We start from the raw sequence: 20,035 nt of genomic DNA on the forward strand, positions 1-20,035 counted from the left end.
CCTCTTCATGGCCTCGCGCACCGAACGCTACCAGTCACTCAGGGATCACGTCGCGCAGATTTTCCGGGGTGAGCACCCGCGACCCGGGATGCAGCCCCTCGGGGCGGCGCATCCCCATGAAGGTGACCGGCCCCTCCGGAACGCTCTCGCCGTCCCACAGGGTCACCTCCGCGTCGGGCAGCAGGCCGAGCAGCCGGCGCACGGTCAGCTGCTCGCGCTCGACGATGCCGCGCGCCAGCGCCTCCACCGTCACCCGGGTCTCCTCGACACGGTTCGCCGACGGCATGCCCCGCAGGCACAGGTGCAGCCAGTGCGCCCGCCACGAGCCGTCGTCGGCGCGCTGGAAGACCAGCGGCAGCGCCACCCGGCCGGGACCGCGCAGATCCGACTTCATGCGCACGGTCCGCGGTTCGAACGGCCGCCCCTTCTGCTCGTGCTCACGCAGCATGAACCCGAAGAACGACTCCTCGACGTCCATGAAGCCCTCACCGGAGAAGACGAGGACCTGCGGCACGACGAAGCTCCCGCGCACCGCCCCGAGCCGCAGCTCGATGAACTCCGACGCGCCGTGCGGCGCTTCCACGACGTCCCCGGAGTGCCGGCCCTCCACAGCCGTCAGCTGGGTGTACGACAGCCAGCTGACCTGCTCGTAGTGTTCGTCCAGGATCACCGCGGACAGGTCGAAGTCCGTCCTCTCCCGCTTCTGCTTCCAGTACACGAAGAACCGCAGCAGCTCGCCCTCGACCGGCGACACCGAACCGCGCGGCAGCACCCCGAGCCCCGACGAGACCGCCTTGTCGCTGAGCGGCAGCGCGACATCGAGGAAGTCCGGGTCGACGAGGACCGGCCCCGAGACCGGCGCGCGGCGGGCGATCTCCGCGTCGAGCAGCGCGGTCAGCCGCTCCTTGACGGCCTCGGGCAGCGCGGGGCGGGTGTCGTCGGTGACCCAGGCGCGCCCGCGCCGGTTGACGAACACCCGGCGCGCACCCTGCTGTTCGAGCCGGTCGCCCCGGTTCAGGAGGTGCCGGCGCACCGAGAGCAGTACGCGCCCGGAGACCCGCGGGAGCGCCTTCTCGACCCCGGTGAGCACCGTCTCGTACTCCTCGTCGGTGCCGGCGGAGCGCGCCAGCCGGTCCACGGACCGCATCAGCGCACCCGGCGCGGACCCCAGCAGGTGCACCGCACCCGGCACGTCGCCCCGGCCGAGCAGCTCCTCGGTCCGGCTCGCGAAGGACCGCACCCGCTGCTCACCGCGCGCCACCGCGAACACCTGGGCGGCATGCGGCCACCGGGGGTACTCGTGCGGGTGCAGCCGCTCACCGAGCCGCTTCCACGCCTCCCGGTGCGCGGGCACGTCGGCGAGCTTCGCGGGCACCGCGGCGACCACCGCGTCGAGCCCCGCGAGCAGCGCCCGGCGCGTGGGCCGCGACAGCTTCCCGAACCGGGTGGGTTCGAGCAGCGACACGTCGCCGTCCGCCAGCGCGCAGGCCAGACGCAGCACGTCGGTGACCGTGTCGAGCAGCAGCTCCGCACCCGGATCCGCCCGCAGCCTGGCCCTGTTGATCACCGCACGGTTCTCGCGCACCGGGATCTCCTCGGGCCGGCGGCCGTCCACACAGTGCGCCGCCAGCGCGTCGAGGTCACGGAGGTGGTCCTCGCTCAGGGGCGTGCGGCTGCCCGCGAGCTTCAGGTACAGCTCGCCGATCTCGTCCCGCGCGTCCCCGCCGAGATGCAGCACCGTCATCCGGTCACCGGCCGCCGCGATCAACTCGTCGTGGTGGCCGAGCATTTCCGTGTACGTGTGCCGGTACCGGCCGTACGAGGGCAGCGTCAGCAGATTCATCACGCCGGAGCTCAGCTGCTCCAGAGTGTCCGCGCGGGTGGCGTCGTCGGCGAGCGCCTCCCGGATGCACCGCATCCAGAAGTCCAGGGTGTCCGGCACGTTCGCCGGAAAGTCGATGAAGTACGTGTTGTGCCGCACATGGTCACCGACGAGTTCCCGTACGACGGCCAGCGTTCGCACGGCGATGTCGAGCACCGCGGCCTCGGCCAGACCGGACAGTCGTTCCAGGAGCGGCGCGGACAGCTTGAAGCCCACGGACATCAGCGTGGCGTCGAACTGTCGCGCCGCGACGCCACCGTCGCCTGCCGGCCCCTCGGGGGCAGGCAGACGGAGGGCATGTCGGACGACCAGGTGTTCGAGACGGTGGACCATGCGGGCATGGTGGCAGAGGTGCGCAGGGGGACGCACTCGGGTTTCCGTGGGCCGGTGGAGGGCTGCGCTACGCCTTCCCGATCAGGCCCCGCGCCGCCGGCACCGTTCTGCCGATCGTGAGGGCGAGCGTCGCGCCGAGGGCGCTGACGCCGACCAGGGTCAGCCAGATTGCGGCCGGCCCGGCGGACAGCAACCCGGAGAGCGCGAGCGGAGCGGCCGTTCCCGCGAGCGTCACGGCGAGTTGGTTGAGGGCGAGGTAGCGGCCGCGGAGCGCGTCCGGGGCGCTCTCCGCGGCGATCGTCGAGGTGAGGGGGCCGCCCAGGATCTCCCCGAACGTGTACAGGCCCGCCCCGCACAGCAGGGCGGCGATCGCGAGGGCGAGCGCGGCGACATGGCCGGCGGCGAGGAACAGGAGATAGCCGGCGGCGAAGCAGGCGTGCCCCGTGACGAGGACCCGGCTGCGGACCCGTCCGCCGAGCCGCCCGACGACGAACCCCTGGCCGAAGCCGACCATGAGGGTGTTGAGCGTGAAGACCGCCCCGGCCGTCCAGCCCGGCAGCCCGAGCACGTCCACGGCGTAGACGGGTATCGCGACGTTCAGGACGAACAGTGAGACGGCGAAGCACAGTTGATGGGCGACGACGGGTAGGAACCGCCGGTCCCGCAGTACGCGCCGCCAGCCTCCGGCGGTGTCGTGGTGCGCGTCGGGGCGGGCGTTCGGCACGGTCCGCATCAGGGCGAAGGCCGCGACGTAGGACAGGGCGTTGACGGCCACGATCGCGGTGTACATGCCGCGCGTTCCGACCCCGACGGCGACGGAGGCGAGCAGGCCGCCGGCCGCGTACCCCAGGTTGCGCACGGAGCCGAGGAGCCCGAACCAGTGCTCGCGCCGGCCGGGTTCGGCCAGCGCCGTGACGGTCACGCCGTAGCAGCCGAAGAACACCGCCCGTCCGGCGCTGTTCAACCACGCGCACAGAGCGATCTGCCACGGCTGCCCCACGAAGAGATACCCGGCGAAGCCGGCCGCCTGGGCCAGGTTGGCCGCCTGCAGCACCGGCTTGGCGCCGTACCGGTCCACCAGCCCTCCGGTGAGCGGCCCCGCGGGGAGCGCCAGCAGTCCGGCCGTCGTCAGCGCCGCGCCCACCTGCACCAGCGTCAGCGAGGTCGTGGCCAGGAAGTAGAGCATCGACACGGGGATGAAGACGCCGCTGCCGATCGAGTCGATCACGATGGCCGCGAGGAAACGGCCGTGGCGGGTGACGGAGGGACGGACCGCGATCTCGGAAGGATTCACACCCGGGACGGTATAGTTTCTATATCGGTATCTACAACGCTACCGGGAGTGGCGCATGAGCAAGGCCTACAACGTCATGGCGGCGACCTGCCCCAGCCGCACCGTCCTGCACCGGATCGGCGCGCGCTGGACGGTGTTCGTCGTCAACGCGCTCGACACCGGACCGATGCGGTTCACCGAACTCAAGGCGCACATCCGGGGGATCACCCCCAAGGCGCTCACGGAGACACTGCGCGCGATGGAGCACGACGGCCTGATCTCCCGCACCGAGATCGCCGCACGTCCCCCACACGTCGAGTACGCGCTCACCGACCTCGGCCGCTCCCTCCTGATCCCGCTGCGCGCCGTACGGGAATGGGCGGAGCGGCATGTGCCCGACATCGAGCGGGCGCGGGCGCGGGCGGGCGGCGAGAGCCGGGGGAGCGATACACCGAGCCGCTGAGGCGCCGCGTGGGCGTGCACCCGCCAGGCCCACGCGCACCGTTCACCCCCTCCGCGTCGCCGCAGGCCGAGGGAGGCCCGCACCGCGTCGATCTCGTCCAGGAGCTCTGCCATGGGCTCGGGGGGCGGTCCTCGTCGACGCCGCGCAGGTCGACGCCGCACGCGACCCGCCGAGCGCGGGTCAGCGGGTGATCGGGCGTATGGATCGGGTGATTCGGGACAGCGCGGCGGTGGACCACGGCGGCGACGCGCGCGATGGTCCGAGCATCTCTGGCGGAGCGTCCGGGGCTGGAGGAGAACCGCTCGTGTTGTCAGCGTACAGGCAAGCCGTGTCGGTGTGCGGCCATGCCCCGGCGGCCGGACCGACGCGCCCGGCGGGGGGCATCAGGGCGGCAGATAGCCTGCCACCTGGGATGTCGCCGCAAGAACGCGGCGACCGACGATGAGGAGAGCCGCCATGACGACCACCGCCCGCGCCACCTTGCAGCACGAGGACGAGCGGGTGCGCGTCACACGCTGGGACTTCGAGCCCAAGGAGAGCACCGGCCGGCACGTGCACGCCTACGACTACGTCGTCGTGCCCGTCACCGACGGCACCACCGACGTGATCACTCCGGACGGCACGGTCACCCCCTCGCGGTTGCGGGCGGGCGAGTCCTACGCCCGCCCGGCCGGCGGCGAGCACGAGGTCGTCAACAGCGGAGACGCCCCGCTGTCCTTCGTGGAGATCGAACTGAAGTGACCCGGGGTGGGCCGCGCCGGGCGTGCCGACGGGATGTCGGCATCCGGTCGCTTTCCGTTCCCTGTGCGTTCAATTCGTGTGTCCTGCACGGGACTTGTGAGGTCTCTATGGTCCATGAGGTTCCGGAAGAAGGGCCTCATGGACAGACCACTCGCCATAAAGATCCGCGGGACGACGAAGACGTTCGGTGACGTCGTCGCCCTGGACGGCGTCGACCTCGATGTCGCGCAAGGACAGATCCACGGGCTCATCGGGCCCAACGGCGCAGGCAAGACGACGCTGCTCGGGCTGCTGCTCGGCCTCGCCGTCGCCGACAGCGGCAGCCTGGAGATCCTCGGCGCGCCGGTGCGCCGGGCGCTCACGGCGCCCGACGGGGTGGCCGGGTTCGTCGACGGCCCCGGGCTCTACCCCACGCTCACCGCACGGCAGAACCTCGCCGCGCTGGCCGCGCTGCAGGGGCACGACACCGCAGCGGACCGGATCGACGACGCGCTGGCCCAGGTCGGGCTCACCGACGTCGCCGACGACCGGGTCCGCGGGTTCTCCCTCGGGATGCGCCAACGCCTCGGCCTCGCCGCCGCCCTGCTCACCGAGCCGCGGCTGCTCGTCCTCGACGAACCCTCCAACGGCCTGGACCCGGCGGGCACCCGGCACGTGCACCGCGTCCTGACCCGACTCGCGGCGAACGGCACCGCCGTCGTGCTCTCCAGCCACCGTATGGACGACGTCGAGGCCCTCTGCTCCGAGGTCACCATCCTCGCCACCGGGCGCGTCGTCTTCTCCGGTCCGCTCGACCGACTCGCCTCCGACGAACGGGAACTCGACTACCGGCTACGGGTGTCGGACCCCTCGACCGCGCGCGGCCTGGCCGACGGCACCCCCGGGGTGCACGTCGTCGGCGACGCCCCCGGTGCCACCGACGGCGTTCTCGTCGTACGGGCCCTGGTGCCCGCCCTCGACGACCTCGTCACGCGGCTGGTGCGCGCCGGAGTCGCCCTGCGGGAGCTGGCGCCCGTCGCGTCACCGCTGGAGGCGGCCTTCCTCGCGCTCACCGAGCAAGAGCAAGGGCAAGGGCAAAGGCGGGAGCAGGAGCGGGGGCAGGGGCAGGGCGCTTTGGTGGTGGCCGGCCGATGACCGCCACCCTCACCACCCTCGCCACCGCGCCTGCCGTCACCGCCCCGGCCGTGCGCCGCGCCTTCCGGTTCGAGCTGGTCAAGCTCGTCTCCCAGTGGCGCGTCCGCATCCTCGTCCTGGTGTGCTGGCTCGCCCCCGCCCTCTTCGTGATCGCGGTGGCACAGCAGAGCACGCTCCCCACCGACACCCTCTTCGGCCGCTGGATGCACGCCACCGCGTGGGCCGGACCGCTGGTGGTCCTCGGATTCGGCGGGTCGTGGGCGCTGCCGCTGGTCACGTCGGTGGTGGCCGGGGACGTGTTCGCCGCCGAGGACCGGCTCGGCACATGGCGGCATCTGCTGGTGGCGGTGCGCTCGCCGCGACGGATCTTCGCCGCCAAGGCGCTGGCCAGCCTGCTCGTCATCCTGGTCCTGGTGGCGGGGCTCGCCGTCTCCAGCACCGTCGGCGGACTGCTCGCGGTCGGCGACCATCCGCTGATCGGCCTCGACGGACACCCGCTCGCGCCCTCCGACGCCGCCGCGCAGGTACTGCTCGCCTGGGTCTGCGCGCTCGCGCCGACGCTGGCCCTGTCCGCGATCGGGCTGCTCGGCTCCGTGGCGTTCGGCCGCTCGCCGATGGGGCTGCTGCTGCCCGCGTTCGTCGCCCTCGCGATGCAGCTCGGACAGATGCTGCCGCTGCCGGTCGTCGTGCGCCTCGCGCTGCCCGGGTACGCGTTCCTCTCCTGGAACGGCCTGTTCAGCAGTCCCGCCCAGACGACGCCCCTGCTGATCGGGGTCGCCGTGAGCCTGATCTGGGCCGTCGCCGCGACCGTGCTGGCCCAACTCCTCTTCGTACGGCGTGACTTCACCAACCCGACCGACGACACCGCCGGGCGCGGGGCCCTCGTCACCGGGGCGCTGCCGCTGCTCGCGCTGTTCGCCTCGACCGTCGGGGTGCTCGCCGTGGCCACCCCGGCCGACGGCTCCGGCATCACCCGGGCCAAGGTGCAGCGCTCGGTCGCCACGGCCTTCGCCCACCTCTACCGCGCCCAGACCGCGCAACTGCACCGCCCGGCCGTCACCGAGGCACAGCTGCGCGCCACCGCGGCCTGCACCAAGGCCGGAGTCGCCGACGGCCCCGAGGGGGCGGGCAACGACTGGCGCTGTGTCGTGTCCTGGCACCTCCCCGGCACGGACGGCACGGGCCAGGCCGTCTACCAGCTCGACGTCACCGCGGACGGGCGGTACGTCGCCGACGGGGACGGGCCGAAGGAGGTCAACGGCTACTTCCTCGTGCACACCCCGGACGGTGACGTGCCCAACCCGCTCTGGCAGTTCGACGGAAACGTCGACCTGCTCTCCGCCTCTTAGAGCGCCACCTGGAGCCCGCCAGGAACACCGCCCGGAGAGCCCCCGGCGCACCGCCCGGAACACCACCCAGAACGCCACCCCCCAAGCAACCTCGAAGGGAAACTCCATGCAGGTAGCACGCCGCCGACGGCGCGTGGGGAGCGCCGGTCCCGGCACTTTCGCGCGACGGATAGGCCGTCGCAGACCGCTCGCCGCGGTGGGTGTCACCGCGCTGGCGTTCACGCTGGCCGGTACGGCCGCCGCCTCGACGCGACAGTTCGGCGAGGATCAGGTCGGCCAGGTCACCGCGCACGGCCAGGTGATATCCAGCGACCAGTACCTCGCCCCGTACGGCGACCGGCTCATCCTCGACAACGGCAAGATCATGTCGTCGTCGGTGAGCCCGGACGGCAGTCACCTCGCCGCCTCCCTCACCGACGGCGGTCTCGCCCTGGCCGTCGTCGACCTCAAGACCTGGAAGGTGCAGCAGCGCGTCGGCAACAGCGCCGCCGCCGACCTGCGGATCAGCGGCAACGACGTGGGTCAGGAGGGGCCGACGTACTCGCCCGACGGCAAGCAGCTGTGGCTCGGCCAGACCGACGGCTACACGAGGTTCACCGTGCACGACGACGGCAGCCTCGCCGATCCGACGGCCGTCAAGATCCCCGCGGACGGCGCCAAGCACGCCCTCGTCGGCGAGCCGGTGTTCTCTCCCGACGGCTCCACCGTGTACGCCGCCGTGAACGGCCAGAACCGGGTCGTCGCCCTCGATGCCGCCACCGGAGCGATCGAGCGGAGCTGGGCCGTCGGCAACGCCCCGCGGGACATGGTCGCCGTCGGCGACAAGCTGTATGTCAGCAACGAGGGCGGACGCACCGCACGCCCTGGTGACACCACCATCAACTCCTACAACACCCCGGTCCCGGCCGACCCGGTGACCGCGGCCACCACCACCGGCACCGTCAGCGTCATCGACACCGCGCACCCGTCCGCCGACGTCGCCTCCCTCTCCGTGGGGCGGCACCCGACGGCGCTGTACGCCAAGGGCGGCGCGGTGTTCGTGACGAACACGGCGACCAACGACGTCTCCGTCATCGACACGCACAAGGAGAAGGTCGTCCAGACGATCTCCACCAAGCCGTGGCCCGAGGCGTCGGTCGGCTACGAGCCCGACGCGGTGACACTCACCGACGACGGCCACCTCCTGGTGACGCTCGGCCGCGCCGACGCGGTCGCGGTCTACCGTTACAACAGCCCGCAGGAGCCGGTGAGTTACGTGGGCCTGCTGCCCACCGACTACTTCCCCGCGGAGATCGCCACGGTCGGCGACCAGATCGTCGTCTCCAACACCCGCGGCGTCGACGCCCGCCGCCCCACCACCAAGGCGGGCCACGGCACGCACGACACGACGTCGAGCCTGACGCACTTCACACTGCCGAGCGACCGGACCGTCCGAGCGCAGACGGCCAAGGTCTTCCAGCAGAACGGCTGGACCGCGGGCGCGGTGAAGAAGGCCGCGAGCGACAGCCGCGCCAGGGCGGTTCCGGTGCCCGCACGACTCGGTGACCCGTCGACGATCAAGCACGTCTTCCTGATCGTCAAGGAGAACCGGACCTACGACCAGGTCTACGGCGACATCGACAAGGGCAACGGCGATCCGGCCCTGGCCGAGTTCGGCGAGAACGTCACGCCGAACCAGCACGCCCTGGCGAACCAGTTCGGCCTCTACGACAACACGTACGACATCGGCACGAACTCGGCCGAGGGCCACAACTGGCTGATGCAGGCCGACAACCCGGAGTACACCGAGTCGTCGGCGGGTGAGTACGCGCGCAGTTACGACACCGAGGACGACGCCCTCGGCCACCAGAAGTCCGGGTTCCTGTGGACCGGGGCGCAGGCGGCCGGCAAGTCGGTGCGCGACTTCGGCGAGTTCCACCAGTTCCTGACCAAGCCCGCCGGCGCCAGCTGGCAGAACCTGTACTGCGACGCGAAGACCATGCGCGCCACCGGGCAGAACACCGCCTACAACCTGGTCTCGTCCTCGCCGATCCCGTCCCTCAACTCCGTGTCGGTGCCCGGCTTCGCGAAGTTCGACACCAGCGTCCCTGACATCTACCGGGCCGAGATCTGGAAGCAGGACTTCGAGAAGAACGGCCCGGCGAACCTCAACATGTTCTGGCTGTCCAGCGATCACACGGGCGGCCCCGCCAACTCCCCGGCACAGGTCGCCGACAACGACCTGGCCACCGGCCGCATCGTCGACACCATCTCGCACAGCAAGTACTGGAAGGACTCCGCGATCTTCGTGGTCGAGGACGACTCCCAGGCGGGCCTCGACCACGTCGACGGCCACCGTGCGCCGATCCAGATCATCAGCCCCTGGGCGCAGCACGGCACTGTCGACAGCCACTACTACTCGCAGATCACGATGATCCGCACCATCGAGCAGATCCTCGGGATCCACCCGATGAACCAGAAGGACAGCGCGGCCACCCCGATGACGGCGGCCTTCACGCACCGGCCGGACTACGCGCCGTTCACCGCGCTGCCCAACCGCACCTCGCTGACGGACGGTCTGGCGACCCCGCCGTCCTGCGGCTCCGACACCCCCGCGGCCGAGAACCCGAAGGCGGCGGCCGTCCCTTCCACCGCGGTCCCGACGGACAAGCAGGGGCTCGCCGACGCGTGGCACGGGTGGAAGTCCAAGCAGCGCCTGACCGGCCCGCACGCGGTGCCGGACTACGCCAACCCGGCCCAGATGAACCACTTCACCTGGTACGAGACCCACGGCTGGAAGAAGCCGTACCCGGGCGAGAGCAAGATCTACGCACCCGATGACGTGCCGGGAGCGTTCCTGCCGTCCACGGAGAACGACGGCTGACACCCCGTCGGCCGCCGGGCGAGCGCGCCCGGCGGCCGACGAGGCGCGGGCGTGCTGTTCGGGCAGAAGTACGTGCCGAGGCCCGGCTGGTGCCGGGCACCCATGTGTACACGAGGGCGACCGGCCGGGGCGACGTCGCGCTGCTGGAACTGGAGGCGCCACGGGACTGCGGCATCCGGGCCCGGCTGTCGCGGGCCCCCATCTTTGGGGGAGCGGTACGTGTCGCCCACCCCGCGCACCGGTGGCGGTCCCGTCGGCCTCGGACGTGATCGAGGTGTCCTTCGGTGTCACGCTCGACACCCAGGTCGGCGCGATCATCAGCAGCGCCAAGGCCGGCACCCATCTCGACGTGCGGCTGCGCTGGAGTGCCCAGCGCCCGGCCGGGGGCGTGCCGCCCCCGGCCGGAGCGGTCACTTGACGCCGAGCAGCTGCTCCACCGGGTCGATCGCGAAGTACACGAGGAACAGCGCCGAGGTGCCCCACAGCAGCCAGTGCACCTCGCGGGCCTTGCCGAGCGCCGTCTTGATGATGACGTACGCGAGGAAGCCGGCGCCGATGCCGTTGGTGATGGAGTACGTGAACGGCATCACGGCGATGGTCAGGAAGGCCGGGATGGCGATGTCGTAGCGGTCCCAGTCGATGTGCTTGACCTGCGTCATCATCAGGAAGCCGACCGCGACGAGCGCGGGCGCCGCGGCCTGCAGCGGCACGATGGTCAGCACCGGGGCCAGGAAGAGCGCGAGCGCGAACAGGCCGCCGGTGAACAGGTTCGCGAAGCCGGTGCGCGCGCCTTCGCCGACACCCGCGGCCGACTCGATGTACGTCGTCGAGGAGGACGCGGAGGCCGCGCCGCCCGCCACCGCCGCCAGGCCGTCGATGAGCAGCACACGGCCCAGGTTCGGCACCTGGCCGTCCTCGTCGAGCAGGCCGGCCTCCGCGGTGACACCGACGACGGTGCCCATCGTGTCGAAGAAGTCGGACAGGATCAGGGTGAAGACCAGCAGCAGCACGGTGACGACGCTGACCTGCCCGAAGGCCCCGAACATGTCGAAGTGGCCGAGGAGCCCGAAGTCCGGGGTGTCCACGAGGGTGTCGGGCAGCGAGGGCGTGGTCAGGCCCCAGGTCTTGATGTCGGCTGCCTTGTCCAGGATGACCGCGACGATCGTCATGCTGACGATGCTGATCAGGATCGCGCCCTTCACCTTGCGGGCCAGCAGCACGATCGTGAGCACCAGGCCGACGCAGAAGACGAGCATCGGCCATCCGGTCAGGGACCCGGATCCGAGCTGCACCGGCACCGTGGTGTTCGCGGCGTCCGGGATGCGGGTGACGAAACCGGCGTCGACGAAGCCGATGAACGCGATGAACAGACCGATGCCGACACTGATCGCCTGCTTCAGTGGCTGCGGGATCGCGTGCATGACCGCCTCGCGCAGACCGGTCAGCACGAGCACGCAGATGATGACGCCTTCGAGGACGATCAGACCCATCGCGTCGTCCCACGTCATCATGGGCGCGAGCTGGAAGGCGACGACCGCGTTCAGGCCGAGGCCCGCGGCGAGCGCCAGCGGCAGATTGCCGCCGACCCCCATGATGATGGTCATCACGGCGGCCACCAGGGCGGTGGCGGTGACCAGTTGGGCCGGGTCGAGCCGGGCGCCGGTCATGTCCTTCGCGCTGCCGAGGATGATCGGGTTGAGCACGAGGATGTAGGCCATGGTGAAGAACGTGGCGAGTCCGCCGCGTATCTCACGGCCGTACGTCGATCCGCGTTCGGTGATGCGGAAGAACCGGTCGAGCGGGCCCCCGGGGATGCCGGGGGCGCCGGACGGGCCGGGAGCGGGGTGCGGTGCGTCGTGCATCGCACCGGTCGCGCTGGACTTCATTGAATCTCCATGATCGTGCGCGTCGTAGGGGGAACGCGGAGCGCGCGGCGGAACGGGGGGCGTGCGGGCATACGCAACCGGAGCGGCAGGGGAGTTGGACGATCTGCCGACCCCGTCGTCGGCGGAGCGATGCACGAACGCACATGCGATGCGGCGGATCTTACGGCCGTGCCTCGCGGAGCGGAGCCGTCCGCTCACCCAACTGGCAATGGTTGCAAGGATGTTATGGAGATCCCGCATCCGGGCCGCGCATTTGGGACGTACGGGTGTTGGGTCCGCTCTGGGAGGTTTCGACGAAACGTATGCCTTGGGCAACGCACAGTAGCCAAATCGAACTTCTGTCTCTATCATCCAGGCCCGTGCCTGGTCCCCCCTCTCCCGCGTCCACTCCGCCACCTTTCGACGCCGTCGCCGCGCGCCGGATCCGCGAGTCCCTCGGCATGGCCCCCGGCCATGTCGCGCACGGACTGCGCGCCTCCTACGGCATGGGGCACATCACCCCCGACACCGTCACCGCCTGGGAGCGCGGCCTCGCCGCACCCAGCCCGCCCGAACTCACCGCGCTGGCTGCCGTGTTGTGGTGCGAGCCCACTCAACTCATCGGTACGCCCAGGGGATTGCGCGAACACCGCCTCGTGCGCGGTTACGCGGCCGCCGACGTCGCCCGGACGATCGGCATGGACGTCGCCACGTACGAGACCGCCGAGCGCACCGGTGTGTGGTCGGGCGACGCCCGGCAGTCCGCCGCGCTCGCCTCCGTCCTCGGTCTCACGCCCCGCGACCGGCTCACCGTCATGGGGCACGACGCCCGCCTCGCGGAACTGCTCGGCGAGGCGGTCGCCACCCGGTGGCAGGCGCACTCCCGCGCCATCGCGAAACTCATCGGCATCGAGCGCCGCGCACTGGAGGAGCCGCTGCGCACGATGCACCAGGAGTACCAGCGGCTCATGGCGGCGACCCTCAGCCGGGCCGGCGGCGCGGCTGCGTCCGGTGAGCAGGGGCGCATCTACCTGGAGCGCATCCTGGACCACTTCTGGAGCCGGATGCCGGACCGGTGAGGTGACTGAGCGGGCCGTGACAGCCGTACGATCGGGGTGTGACGGTGGACTACGCCGCGCCCTCGTCGCGGCCGCGGCGCACGAGGCCCGCGCCGCGCACTGTGCGTGGCTGCACGTCGACTTCGAGGAACACCTGCGCGCGTTCTACGTCGACGGCTGCGGCTTCAAGGGGACGGCGGCGGGCCTGATGTCCTTGCGCTGAAGCCGTCGGCCGCCGTGCGTCCCGCCGGCGGGCTGATGACATGATCTCGGCGTGACCACCGAACACGCGCAGCCCGGTTCCGCGAAGTATGTCCTCTTCGATGTCGACGGAACGTTGATCGACGCGGTCGCCAACCAGCGCCGTGTCTGGGAGACGTGGGCGGCGCGCCATGGACTCGATCCCGTCATGGTCCACCGGGTCGCGCTGCGGACCCGCCCCCTGGAGACCTTCGCGGAGGTCGCTCCCGAGCGGGACCCGGCCGCGTGCCTGGCCGAGCTGCACGCGCTGGAGGACGAGGACGTCCGAACCGGGGTGTACGACGCCTTCGACGGGGCGTCCGAGCTGCTGTCCGGCCTGCCCTCGGGCCGCTGGGCGCTGGTGACCTCGAACTACGAGCACCGGGTGCGCGCACGGTTCGACCGGACCGGACTGCCGGTTCCCGGCCTGGTCGTGGACGCCGCAGCGGTCACGGAGGGCAAGCCGTCGCCGGCTCCCTACCTGTTGGCCGCCGAGCGGCTCGGCGCCGATCCGCGGGACTGCCTGGTCGTCGAGGACGCGCCGTCGGGAGTCGCGTCGGGACTGCGGGCCGGTATGACGGTGTGGGCGGTCAACAGCCCGGCCCCCGTCGGCGGCGCGCATCGCCACTTCGCGAGCCTGCGTGAGGCGGTGCCCACCGTCCTCGCCTTCGCGGCGGGTTCGCCGCAGGACGTCACGCTCTGAGGGGGCGGGGGAGCCGGTGGCGTCGGCTAGGCGGCGCCACCGTTCACGTACAGCGTCTGCCCGTTGACCCACCGGGCGGGTCCGGCCAGGAAGGCGACCGTCTCGGCGATGTCGTCGGGGGTGCCCAGGCGCTGGGCCGGGTTGCCGTTGGCGATCTGGTCGACGAGTTCCTGGCTCTTGCCCTCGAAGAACAGCGGCGTGGCCGTCGGGCCTGGCGCCACCGTGTTCACGGTGATGTCCTTGCCGCGCAGCTCGCGGGCCAGGATCAGCGTGATGGCCTCGACCGCGCCCTTCGACGCCGCGTAGGCGCCGTAGCCGGGGGCCTGGAGGCGGGTCATCGAGGTGGAGAAGTTGATGATCGCCCCGCCGGCCCGCAGGCGCTGCGCGGCGAGCTTGTCGACGACGAAGGTCCCGCGCACGTTCACCCGCTGGACCTTGTCGAACACGTCCAGGTCCAGCTCCGCGATCGGCGCCAGCGGCATGATGCCGGCGGTGTGCACGAGCACGTCGACGCCGCCGAACCGCTGCTCGGCCGCGTCGAAGAGCGCGGCCGCCTCCGGCTCCTCCGCGATGTCCGCGCCGAAGGCGACGGCGCGGCCGCCCGCCTCGGTGACGGCGCGGACCGTCTCGTCGGCGCGGTCCTTGTTGCCGTTGTAGTGCACGAGCACGGCGACGCCGTCGGCGGCCAGGCGCCGGGCGACGGACCGGCCGATACCGCCGGAGCCGCCGGTGACGATCGCGACTCGGTCGGTGGTGCTGCTCATGAGGGCCTCCAGCAGTTATGTGGACGTTGAGTACATTACTTGCGTGGACTTAAATGTACAAGAGGTCCACATGTATCGTCGGACCGAAGCAGGGACGCGGAAGAAGGGGTGGTGGCTGCTGTGGAGCGGACGAGCACGGGAGGCGCCGGTGCTGGGGACGCGACGGCGGTCCGGCGCGGGCGCGGGCGCAGGCCCGCGGCCGAGGTCAGGGCGGAGGTGCTGGCCGCGGCGGGCGGGATCCTGCTGCGTGACGGACTGGCGGCGGTGACGTTCGCGCGGGTCGCCGACGAGGCCGGGTGCAGCAAGATGACCCTCTACAAATGGTGGCCGTCCCCGGGCGCCCTGGCGGCGGAGGCGTACTTCGCGCGGAGCATGCCGACACTGGAGTTCCCCGACACCGGAGACATTCGCGCGGACCTGACCACGCAGCTCACCGCGTTCGTCCGGCTGCTCGTCGAGGACGGCGCCGCCACCCCGGTCTCCGAGCTGATAGGCGCCGCGCAGACGGACCCGGACGTCGCGCGTGCCTGGGCCGAAAAGTACGGCCGCCCCCGGCGCGCACTGGCCTGCGCACGGCTGCGCGAGGCCCAGCAGAAGGGGCAACTGCGCGCGGACGCCGACCTGGAGATCATCGTGGACCAGCTGTGGGGCGCCTGCTACCACCGGCTCCTCGTGCTCAGGGTCCCCTTCGGCGTGGACATCGTCCCGCGCCTCGTCGAGCAGGCGCTCTTCGGCGCGGCGGCGCGGACCTGACGCAGGGCCCCGCGCGCGGCGCCGCAGGGCCGCCCGGGGCATGTCTGTCGCCCTGCGGAGTGATCATGGGGAGGATCCCCGTGCCCGCATGTTCGACAGGGCCGTTGGGATCACCATGCGAACTCTCTACAAAGCGGCTCTCGTACCCGCCGTCTCCGCCGTTCTGCTCCTCGCTCCCGCGGTCTCGGCATCGGCCCCCGCGGGCGCGCCCGCCGACGCGAAGGTCCACGCGGGGAAGGTGGATCTGTCCGTCTACGGGAAGGGGCTGCACGTCGACAGCGTGGCCGCGGCCACCGGGACGCAGGCGAACGGCACCCGGGCCCGCCTGTTCACCTCCTACAAGGGGCACCGCAAGACCATCACCAAGTGGAAGTACGTCCAGTTCGTGGACGCGGGCATGACGCATTTCTCCATGGCCCAGTGGAACCTCGACCGGTCCTTCAGGAACGGCACCTGGCTGTGCGCCGAGTTCACCAACGCCCCCGGAAAGCCGTGCGCCAGGATTCACCGCTGAGCGCACGCGCCGGATCGAGGTGCTGACGGCCCGGGCGGACCCGTTCCGCCCGGGCCCCCTACGCGCGCCACTCGCGGGCGAGCACCGCATAGACGTACTCGCTGCCCCAGCGGTCCCCGTCCAGATCGCTGTCGATCAGATGCGCTTCGCGCCGCATGCCCAGCCGCTCGCAGACGCGTACCGACCCGGTGTTGAGGGCGTCGAGACGGGCGTACAGCCGATGGACGCCCAGCCGCGCGAAGGCCAGGGAGGCGAGGGCGCGAGCGGCTTCGGTGGCGTAACCGTGCCCGGCGTGCGCGGGATGGAAGACCCAGCCGATCTCGGCCTGCCGGGCCCGTGCGTTCCTCAGCGTGAGCACGACCTCGCCGACCACCACCGGCTCGCCGGTGCGGCGCACGGCCAGCAGGAGTGAGTCGCCGTCGGCCTGCCACCCGGTCGCGTCCGCCCGTGCCCTGATCGACTCGGCGCAGCTCTCCCGGGTGAGCGGCGGGCGGTAGAGGTAGCGGGCCACCTCCGGCAGGGACTGGTACGCATGGCGGTCGTCGACGTCGTCCGATGTGAACGGCCGCAGCGTCAGCCGCTCGGTGTCGACCCGCTCCGGAATCTGCCGCGAGAGCGCGGACATGGAACCTCCCAAGTCATGCCGGTGAGCCGACCCGCCAGATTAGTGGAGCAGCGCGCGGTGTGCCGGGGGCGATCCGCGTGAGGTGTCCCGTGCGCGGGCGATCAGTGTCAACGAACCGATGATCAGGGCCTGTTGGCGTGGCAGACTGCACGGAGCCCGGCCACCCGTCCACCTCCGAGACGATGGAGTCCGCCCATGACGGCACCCTCCCCCCAACCCCGGACAGACACCGGCAGGGCACACCCCGCACGGGTCTACGACTGGCTGCTCGGAGGAAAGGACAACTACCCCGTCGACGAGGCGATGGGGGAGAAGCTGCCGCCCGAGGTGCGCGTCGGTGCCCTCCAGAACCGCGCGTTCATGGGCCGGGCCGTGGCACATCTCGCGCGGCTCGGCGTCGACCAGTTCCTCGACATCGGCACCGGCATCCCCACCGCGCCCAATCTTCACCAGATCGTGCAGGCCATCGTGCCGTCCGCCAAGGTCGTCTACACCGACAACGACCCCATCGTGCTGCGCCACGCGGAGGCGCTGCTGGTCAGCAGCCCCGAAGGCGTGACGGACTACTTCCACGCCGACGTGCGGCAACCGGAGTCCATCCTCGAACGCGCTCGCGCGGTCCTGGACTTCGAGCGGCCGATCGCGCTCTCGCTGATCGCGCTCATGCACTTCGTCGCGGACGAGCAGGACCCGTACGGCATCGTCGCCCACCTGGTCTCCGCGCTGCCGTCCGGCAGTCACCTGGTGCTCTCGCACGCCTCCAACGACATCTTCCCCGAGGTCGCCGAGGAGGCCACCGCGCAGTACGCCAGGAGCGGGATGACCCTCGCCCTGCGCTCCCGACCGGAGGTGGCCCGCTTCGTCGAGGGACTCGAACCCGTCGAGCCCGGACTCGTGACGGCCCCCGAGTGGTACCGCGAGCCGCCCGCGCCGCAGCCCGAACCGAGCGGGATGTACGGCGTGGTGGCACGGGTGCCGTGACGGCATCCTGCCCGTGAGCGGCGCGGAGGCCGCCGCTTAGGGTGTCCGTGTGACGGAACCCGCGCCCCGCCCCCAGGCCCTCATGCTGAGCTTCCTCGGTGACGAGGTGCTCGGGCGCGGCGAGTGCGTGTACACCGGCAGTGTCATCGAGGTGTTCCGGCACGCCGGGGTCGGCGAGCAGGCCACCCGCTCCACGCTCACGCGCATGGTCGACCGCGGGCTGCTGCGGCGGCAGCGCGAGGGGCGGCGGGTGTACGTCGGCCTCACCGACCGCTCCGAGGCGATCCTGCGCGACGGCGAGCGGCGCATCTGGAAAGCCGGCGCCGTCAACCGGGACTGGGACGGCACCTGGACCCTCCTCGGGTTCTCGCTCCCGGAGTCGTGGCAGCGCAAACGGCACGACCTGCGCTCGCAGCTGACCTGGGCGGGCTTCGGCGCACTCTTCGGCGGGCTGTGGATCGCGCCGGGCCACGTCGACGTCTCCGGGATCGTCGCCGAACTGGGCCTCGCCGCACACGTGAAGGTGTTCCGCGCCCACGCGGACGCGGGCATGGACATCGGCGAGATGATCGACGACGCCTGGGACCTGGCCGAACTGGCCGCCCGCTACCGGGACTTCGTGACGTCCTGGCAGCCGTACGCCGCAAAGGGGGCCGAGCCGAGCGCGGAGAACGGCCTCGCGCTGCGGCTGCGGCTGACCGCCCAGTGGCTCCAGGTCATCCGCACCGATCCCCGGCTGCCCGTGGCGCATCTCCCGTCCGGGTGGCCCGCGGCCGAGGCGGAGGAGACGTTCCGTGCCGTGCACGGCCGCCTGGAGGCGCCCGCCCGGGAGGCCGCGCGCCGACTGATCGAGACCATCCCGGCGTAGCCGCCGCCGTCCCGCCCCATCGCCCGCCGCCGACCGCCCCGTTGGGCCGTTCCACCCTGCCCCCCGGCCTCATGTTGTGCACTCTCTTGACTGCCGTAAGAAATCAGCCCTACATTCCTCGGCATCTTCGTTCAGTGCACTGAGCATCCGCCGGTGCACCCGCTCCGCAGCCGCCTGCCCAGGGAGCTCTCCCATGCCTGCCAGCACCCGCCCCCGTACCCGCCGCACCCGTCTGCGCATCGCCCTGGCCGCACTGGCCGCGCTGACGTCCGCGGCGGTCACCGCGCTCCCGCTGCCGACCGCCCAGGCGGGCACAGCCGACCCCCGCAGCCTCACCGGCACGCTGCCCGACGGCGCCACCTGGATCGCCGACGTGCCCGCGCACTGGAACGGCACGCTGCTGCTGTTCAGCCACGGCTTCGGGCCGACGGTCGCCCAGGACGCCCCGTCCGACGCCGTACGCACCGAACTGCTCGCCGAGGGCTACGCCCTGGCCGGGTCCTCGTACGACCCCCATGGCTCGATGTGGGCCCTGAACAGCGCCGAACGCGACCAGTTCGGCACGCTCGACGCCGTCACCGCGAAGATCGGCGAACCCCGGCGCACCCTCGCCGTCGGCCAGTCCATGGGCGGGCTCGTCAACGCGCAGCTCGCCCGCGACGGCGGCGGACGCGTCGACGGCGCGCTCGGCCTGTGCGGCCTCGTCGCGGGCGGCACCGATCTGGACAACTACCAGCTCGACGCGGAGTACGCGATCGCCCGGCTGCTGCTGCCGGAGCAGGAGCCGAAGCTCGTCCGCTTCGGCTCCTCCGCCGAGGCGGCCGCCACCGCCCAGCGCCTCACCGACGCCGTCACGGCCGCCCAGGCGACCCCGCGGGGACGGGCCCGCGTCGCGCTGGCCGCCGCCTTCCTCAACCTGCCCGCCTGGTCTCCCGGAAAGGACCGGCCCGCCGCGGACGACTGGGCGGGCCAGGAACAGCAGCAGTACGACTGGTTCGCCCAGGGCATCCTGGCGTTCGTCGAGGGCGGCCGGTACGCCGTCGAACAGTCCGTCGGCGGCAACAACTCCTGGAACAAGGGCGTGGATTACGCCGCCTTGCTCGCCGGCTCCGCCCACGCTCCCCGGGTCCGCGCCCTCTACACGGCCGCAGGTCTCGATCTGCGGGCCGACCTGCGCACGCTGACCGAGGGCGCCGCCGTCACCGCCGATCCCGCCGCCGTCCGCACCGCACAGCGGACCTCGTCCGCGGGCCAGGGGCTCGACGTGCCGCTGCTCGACGTCCACACCACCGCGGACAACCTGGTGCCGGTCGAGCAGGAGAACCGCTTCGCCGCCCGCGTGCGCGACTTCGGCGACGGCGCACTGCTGCGCCAGGCGTACGTCGAGCGGCAGGGGCACTGCGCGTTCACCACCGCCGAGACGGTCGCCGCCCTCCACGCGCTCGAACACCGCGTCGGCACCGGCCACTGGGACGACGCCGCCACCCCCGCCGCACTCCAGCGCGCGGCCACCGCGCTCGGCCTGGACGCAGCGGCGTACATCACCTACCGGCCCGCGCCGCTGACGGTCGGCCGAGACCGCCCGGCGCCCGCCACCCGTCCCTGACCCCGCCCACCCCTGACGTT

At 71.8% G+C, this 20,035-nt stretch carries 18 protein-coding genes and 1 pseudogene; 14 read left to right on the plus strand and 5 right to left on the minus strand.

Going from position 1 to position 20,035, the window contains the following annotated elements; genetic code table 11:
- Window positions 1–34: 34 nt before the first annotated feature.
- Both J3486_RS01475 and J3486_RS01480 read right to left on the minus strand, forming a co-directional pair.
- Window positions 35–2,215 carry a hypothetical protein gene (locus tag J3486_RS01475; protein ID WP_207818065.1) on the minus strand — a complete coding sequence of 727 codons (2,181 nt, stop codon included), beginning with the start codon at window positions 2,213–2,215 and terminating at the stop codon, window positions 35–37.
- Between the two features lie 67 nt (window positions 2,216–2,282).
- Window positions 2,283–3,509, minus strand: coding sequence for an MFS transporter (locus J3486_RS01480; protein ID WP_307804651.1), 1,227 nt, complete (start codon window positions 3,507–3,509; stop codon window positions 2,283–2,285).
- 55 nt (window positions 3,510–3,564) lie between these two features.
- Between J3486_RS01480 and J3486_RS01485 the strand changes: the two genes are divergently transcribed.
- From J3486_RS01485 to J3486_RS44600, 6 genes are all read left to right on the plus strand, one after another.
- On the plus strand, window positions 3,565–3,951 hold the full coding sequence (locus tag J3486_RS01485) for a helix-turn-helix domain-containing protein (RefSeq protein ID WP_207818066.1): 387 nt from the start codon (window positions 3,565–3,567) through the stop codon (window positions 3,949–3,951).
- Window positions 3,952–4,407: 456 nt separating this feature from the next.
- Window positions 4,408–4,692 (plus strand): cupin domain-containing protein, encoded by a 285-nt coding sequence (locus J3486_RS01490; RefSeq protein WP_207818067.1) that lies wholly within the window; start codon window positions 4,408–4,410, stop codon window positions 4,690–4,692.
- Between the two features lie 138 nt (window positions 4,693–4,830).
- Complete coding sequence (locus J3486_RS01495; RefSeq protein ID WP_207818068.1) at window positions 4,831–5,826, plus strand: ABC transporter ATP-binding protein; 996 nt, start codon at window positions 4,831–4,833, stop codon at window positions 5,824–5,826.
- On the plus strand, window positions 5,823–7,175 hold the full coding sequence (locus J3486_RS01500; protein ID WP_207818069.1) for an ABC transporter permease: 1,353 nt from the start codon (window positions 5,823–5,825) through the stop codon (window positions 7,173–7,175). The genes J3486_RS01495 and J3486_RS01500 overlap by 4 nt, the downstream gene beginning before the upstream one ends.
- Window positions 7,176–7,281: 106 nt before the next feature.
- Window positions 7,282–10,038, plus strand: a complete 2,757-nt coding sequence (locus J3486_RS01505) for an alkaline phosphatase family protein (RefSeq protein ID WP_207818070.1) — start codon at window positions 7,282–7,284, stop codon at window positions 10,036–10,038.
- A 241-nt stretch (window positions 10,039–10,279) separates the two neighbouring features.
- Window positions 10,280–10,456 (plus strand): hypothetical protein, encoded by a 177-nt coding sequence (locus J3486_RS44600; RefSeq protein ID WP_207818071.1) that lies wholly within the window; start codon window positions 10,280–10,282, stop codon window positions 10,454–10,456.
- On the opposite strand, the gene J3486_RS01515 is transcribed toward J3486_RS44600, so the two are convergent.
- The gene (locus J3486_RS01515; RefSeq protein ID WP_207818893.1) at window positions 10,449–11,900 is read right to left on the minus strand and encodes an NCS2 family permease; all 1,452 of its coding nucleotides are present in this window, start codon (window positions 11,898–11,900) and stop codon (window positions 10,449–10,451) included. The genes J3486_RS44600 and J3486_RS01515 overlap by 8 nt on opposite strands.
- A 383-nt stretch (window positions 11,901–12,283) precedes the next feature.
- Between J3486_RS01515 and J3486_RS01520 the strand changes: the two genes are divergently transcribed.
- The 3 genes and pseudogenes from J3486_RS01520 (at window position 12,284) to J3486_RS01530 (ending at window position 13,904) form a co-directional block, all read left to right on the plus strand.
- Window positions 12,284–12,982 carry a helix-turn-helix transcriptional regulator gene (locus J3486_RS01520; protein ID WP_207818072.1) on the plus strand — a complete coding sequence of 233 codons (699 nt, stop codon included), beginning with the start codon at window positions 12,284–12,286 and terminating at the stop codon, window positions 12,980–12,982.
- A 46-nt stretch (window positions 12,983–13,028) separates the two neighbouring features.
- Window positions 13,029–13,184: pseudogene (locus J3486_RS01525) on the plus strand (GNAT family N-acetyltransferase); the annotation flags it as partial.
- Between the two features lie 51 nt (window positions 13,185–13,235).
- On the plus strand, window positions 13,236–13,904 hold the full coding sequence (locus J3486_RS01530; RefSeq protein ID WP_207818073.1) for an HAD family phosphatase: 669 nt from the start codon (window positions 13,236–13,238) through the stop codon (window positions 13,902–13,904).
- A 26-nt stretch (window positions 13,905–13,930) separates the two neighbouring features.
- On the opposite strand, the gene J3486_RS01535 is transcribed toward J3486_RS01530, so the two are convergent.
- The gene (locus J3486_RS01535; RefSeq protein WP_207818074.1) at window positions 13,931–14,668 is read right to left on the minus strand and encodes an SDR family oxidoreductase; all 738 of its coding nucleotides are present in this window, start codon (window positions 14,666–14,668) and stop codon (window positions 13,931–13,933) included.
- A 111-nt stretch (window positions 14,669–14,779) separates the two neighbouring features.
- On the opposite strand from J3486_RS01535, the gene J3486_RS01540 reads away from it, so the two are divergent.
- Both J3486_RS01540 and J3486_RS01545 read left to right on the plus strand, forming a co-directional pair.
- Complete coding sequence (locus tag J3486_RS01540) at window positions 14,780–15,421, plus strand: TetR/AcrR family transcriptional regulator C-terminal ligand-binding domain-containing protein (protein ID WP_307804652.1); 642 nt, start codon at window positions 14,780–14,782, stop codon at window positions 15,419–15,421.
- Between the two features lie 115 nt (window positions 15,422–15,536).
- The gene (locus J3486_RS01545) at window positions 15,537–15,935 is read left to right on the plus strand and encodes a hypothetical protein (RefSeq protein WP_207818075.1); all 399 of its coding nucleotides are present in this window, start codon (window positions 15,537–15,539) and stop codon (window positions 15,933–15,935) included.
- A gap of 58 nt (window positions 15,936–15,993) precedes the next feature.
- Here J3486_RS01545 and J3486_RS01550 read toward each other — a convergent pair whose 3' ends face one another.
- The gene (locus tag J3486_RS01550; protein ID WP_207818076.1) at window positions 15,994–16,560 is read right to left on the minus strand and encodes a GNAT family N-acetyltransferase; all 567 of its coding nucleotides are present in this window, start codon (window positions 16,558–16,560) and stop codon (window positions 15,994–15,996) included.
- Window positions 16,561–16,755: 195 nt separating this feature from the next.
- Between J3486_RS01550 and J3486_RS01555 the strand changes: the two genes are divergently transcribed.
- The 3 genes from J3486_RS01555 (at window position 16,756) to J3486_RS01565 (ending at window position 20,015) form a co-directional block, all read left to right on the plus strand.
- Window positions 16,756–17,541, plus strand: coding sequence for an SAM-dependent methyltransferase (locus J3486_RS01555; protein WP_207818077.1), 786 nt, complete (start codon window positions 16,756–16,758; stop codon window positions 17,539–17,541).
- Window positions 17,542–17,623: 82 nt separating this feature from the next.
- Window positions 17,624–18,409 (plus strand): PaaX family transcriptional regulator C-terminal domain-containing protein, encoded by a 786-nt coding sequence (locus J3486_RS01560; RefSeq protein ID WP_207818895.1) that lies wholly within the window; start codon window positions 17,624–17,626, stop codon window positions 18,407–18,409.
- A gap of 193 nt (window positions 18,410–18,602) precedes the next feature.
- Window positions 18,603–20,015 carry an alpha/beta fold hydrolase gene (locus J3486_RS01565; RefSeq protein ID WP_207818078.1) on the plus strand — a complete coding sequence of 471 codons (1,413 nt, stop codon included), beginning with the start codon at window positions 18,603–18,605 and terminating at the stop codon, window positions 20,013–20,015.
- Window positions 20,016–20,035: the final 20 nt, after the last annotated feature.

The sequence above is a fragment of the Streptomyces sp. VRA16 Mangrove soil genome, assembly GCF_017377775.1.
GTDB lineage: Bacteria > Actinomycetota > Actinomycetes > Streptomycetales > Streptomycetaceae > Streptomyces.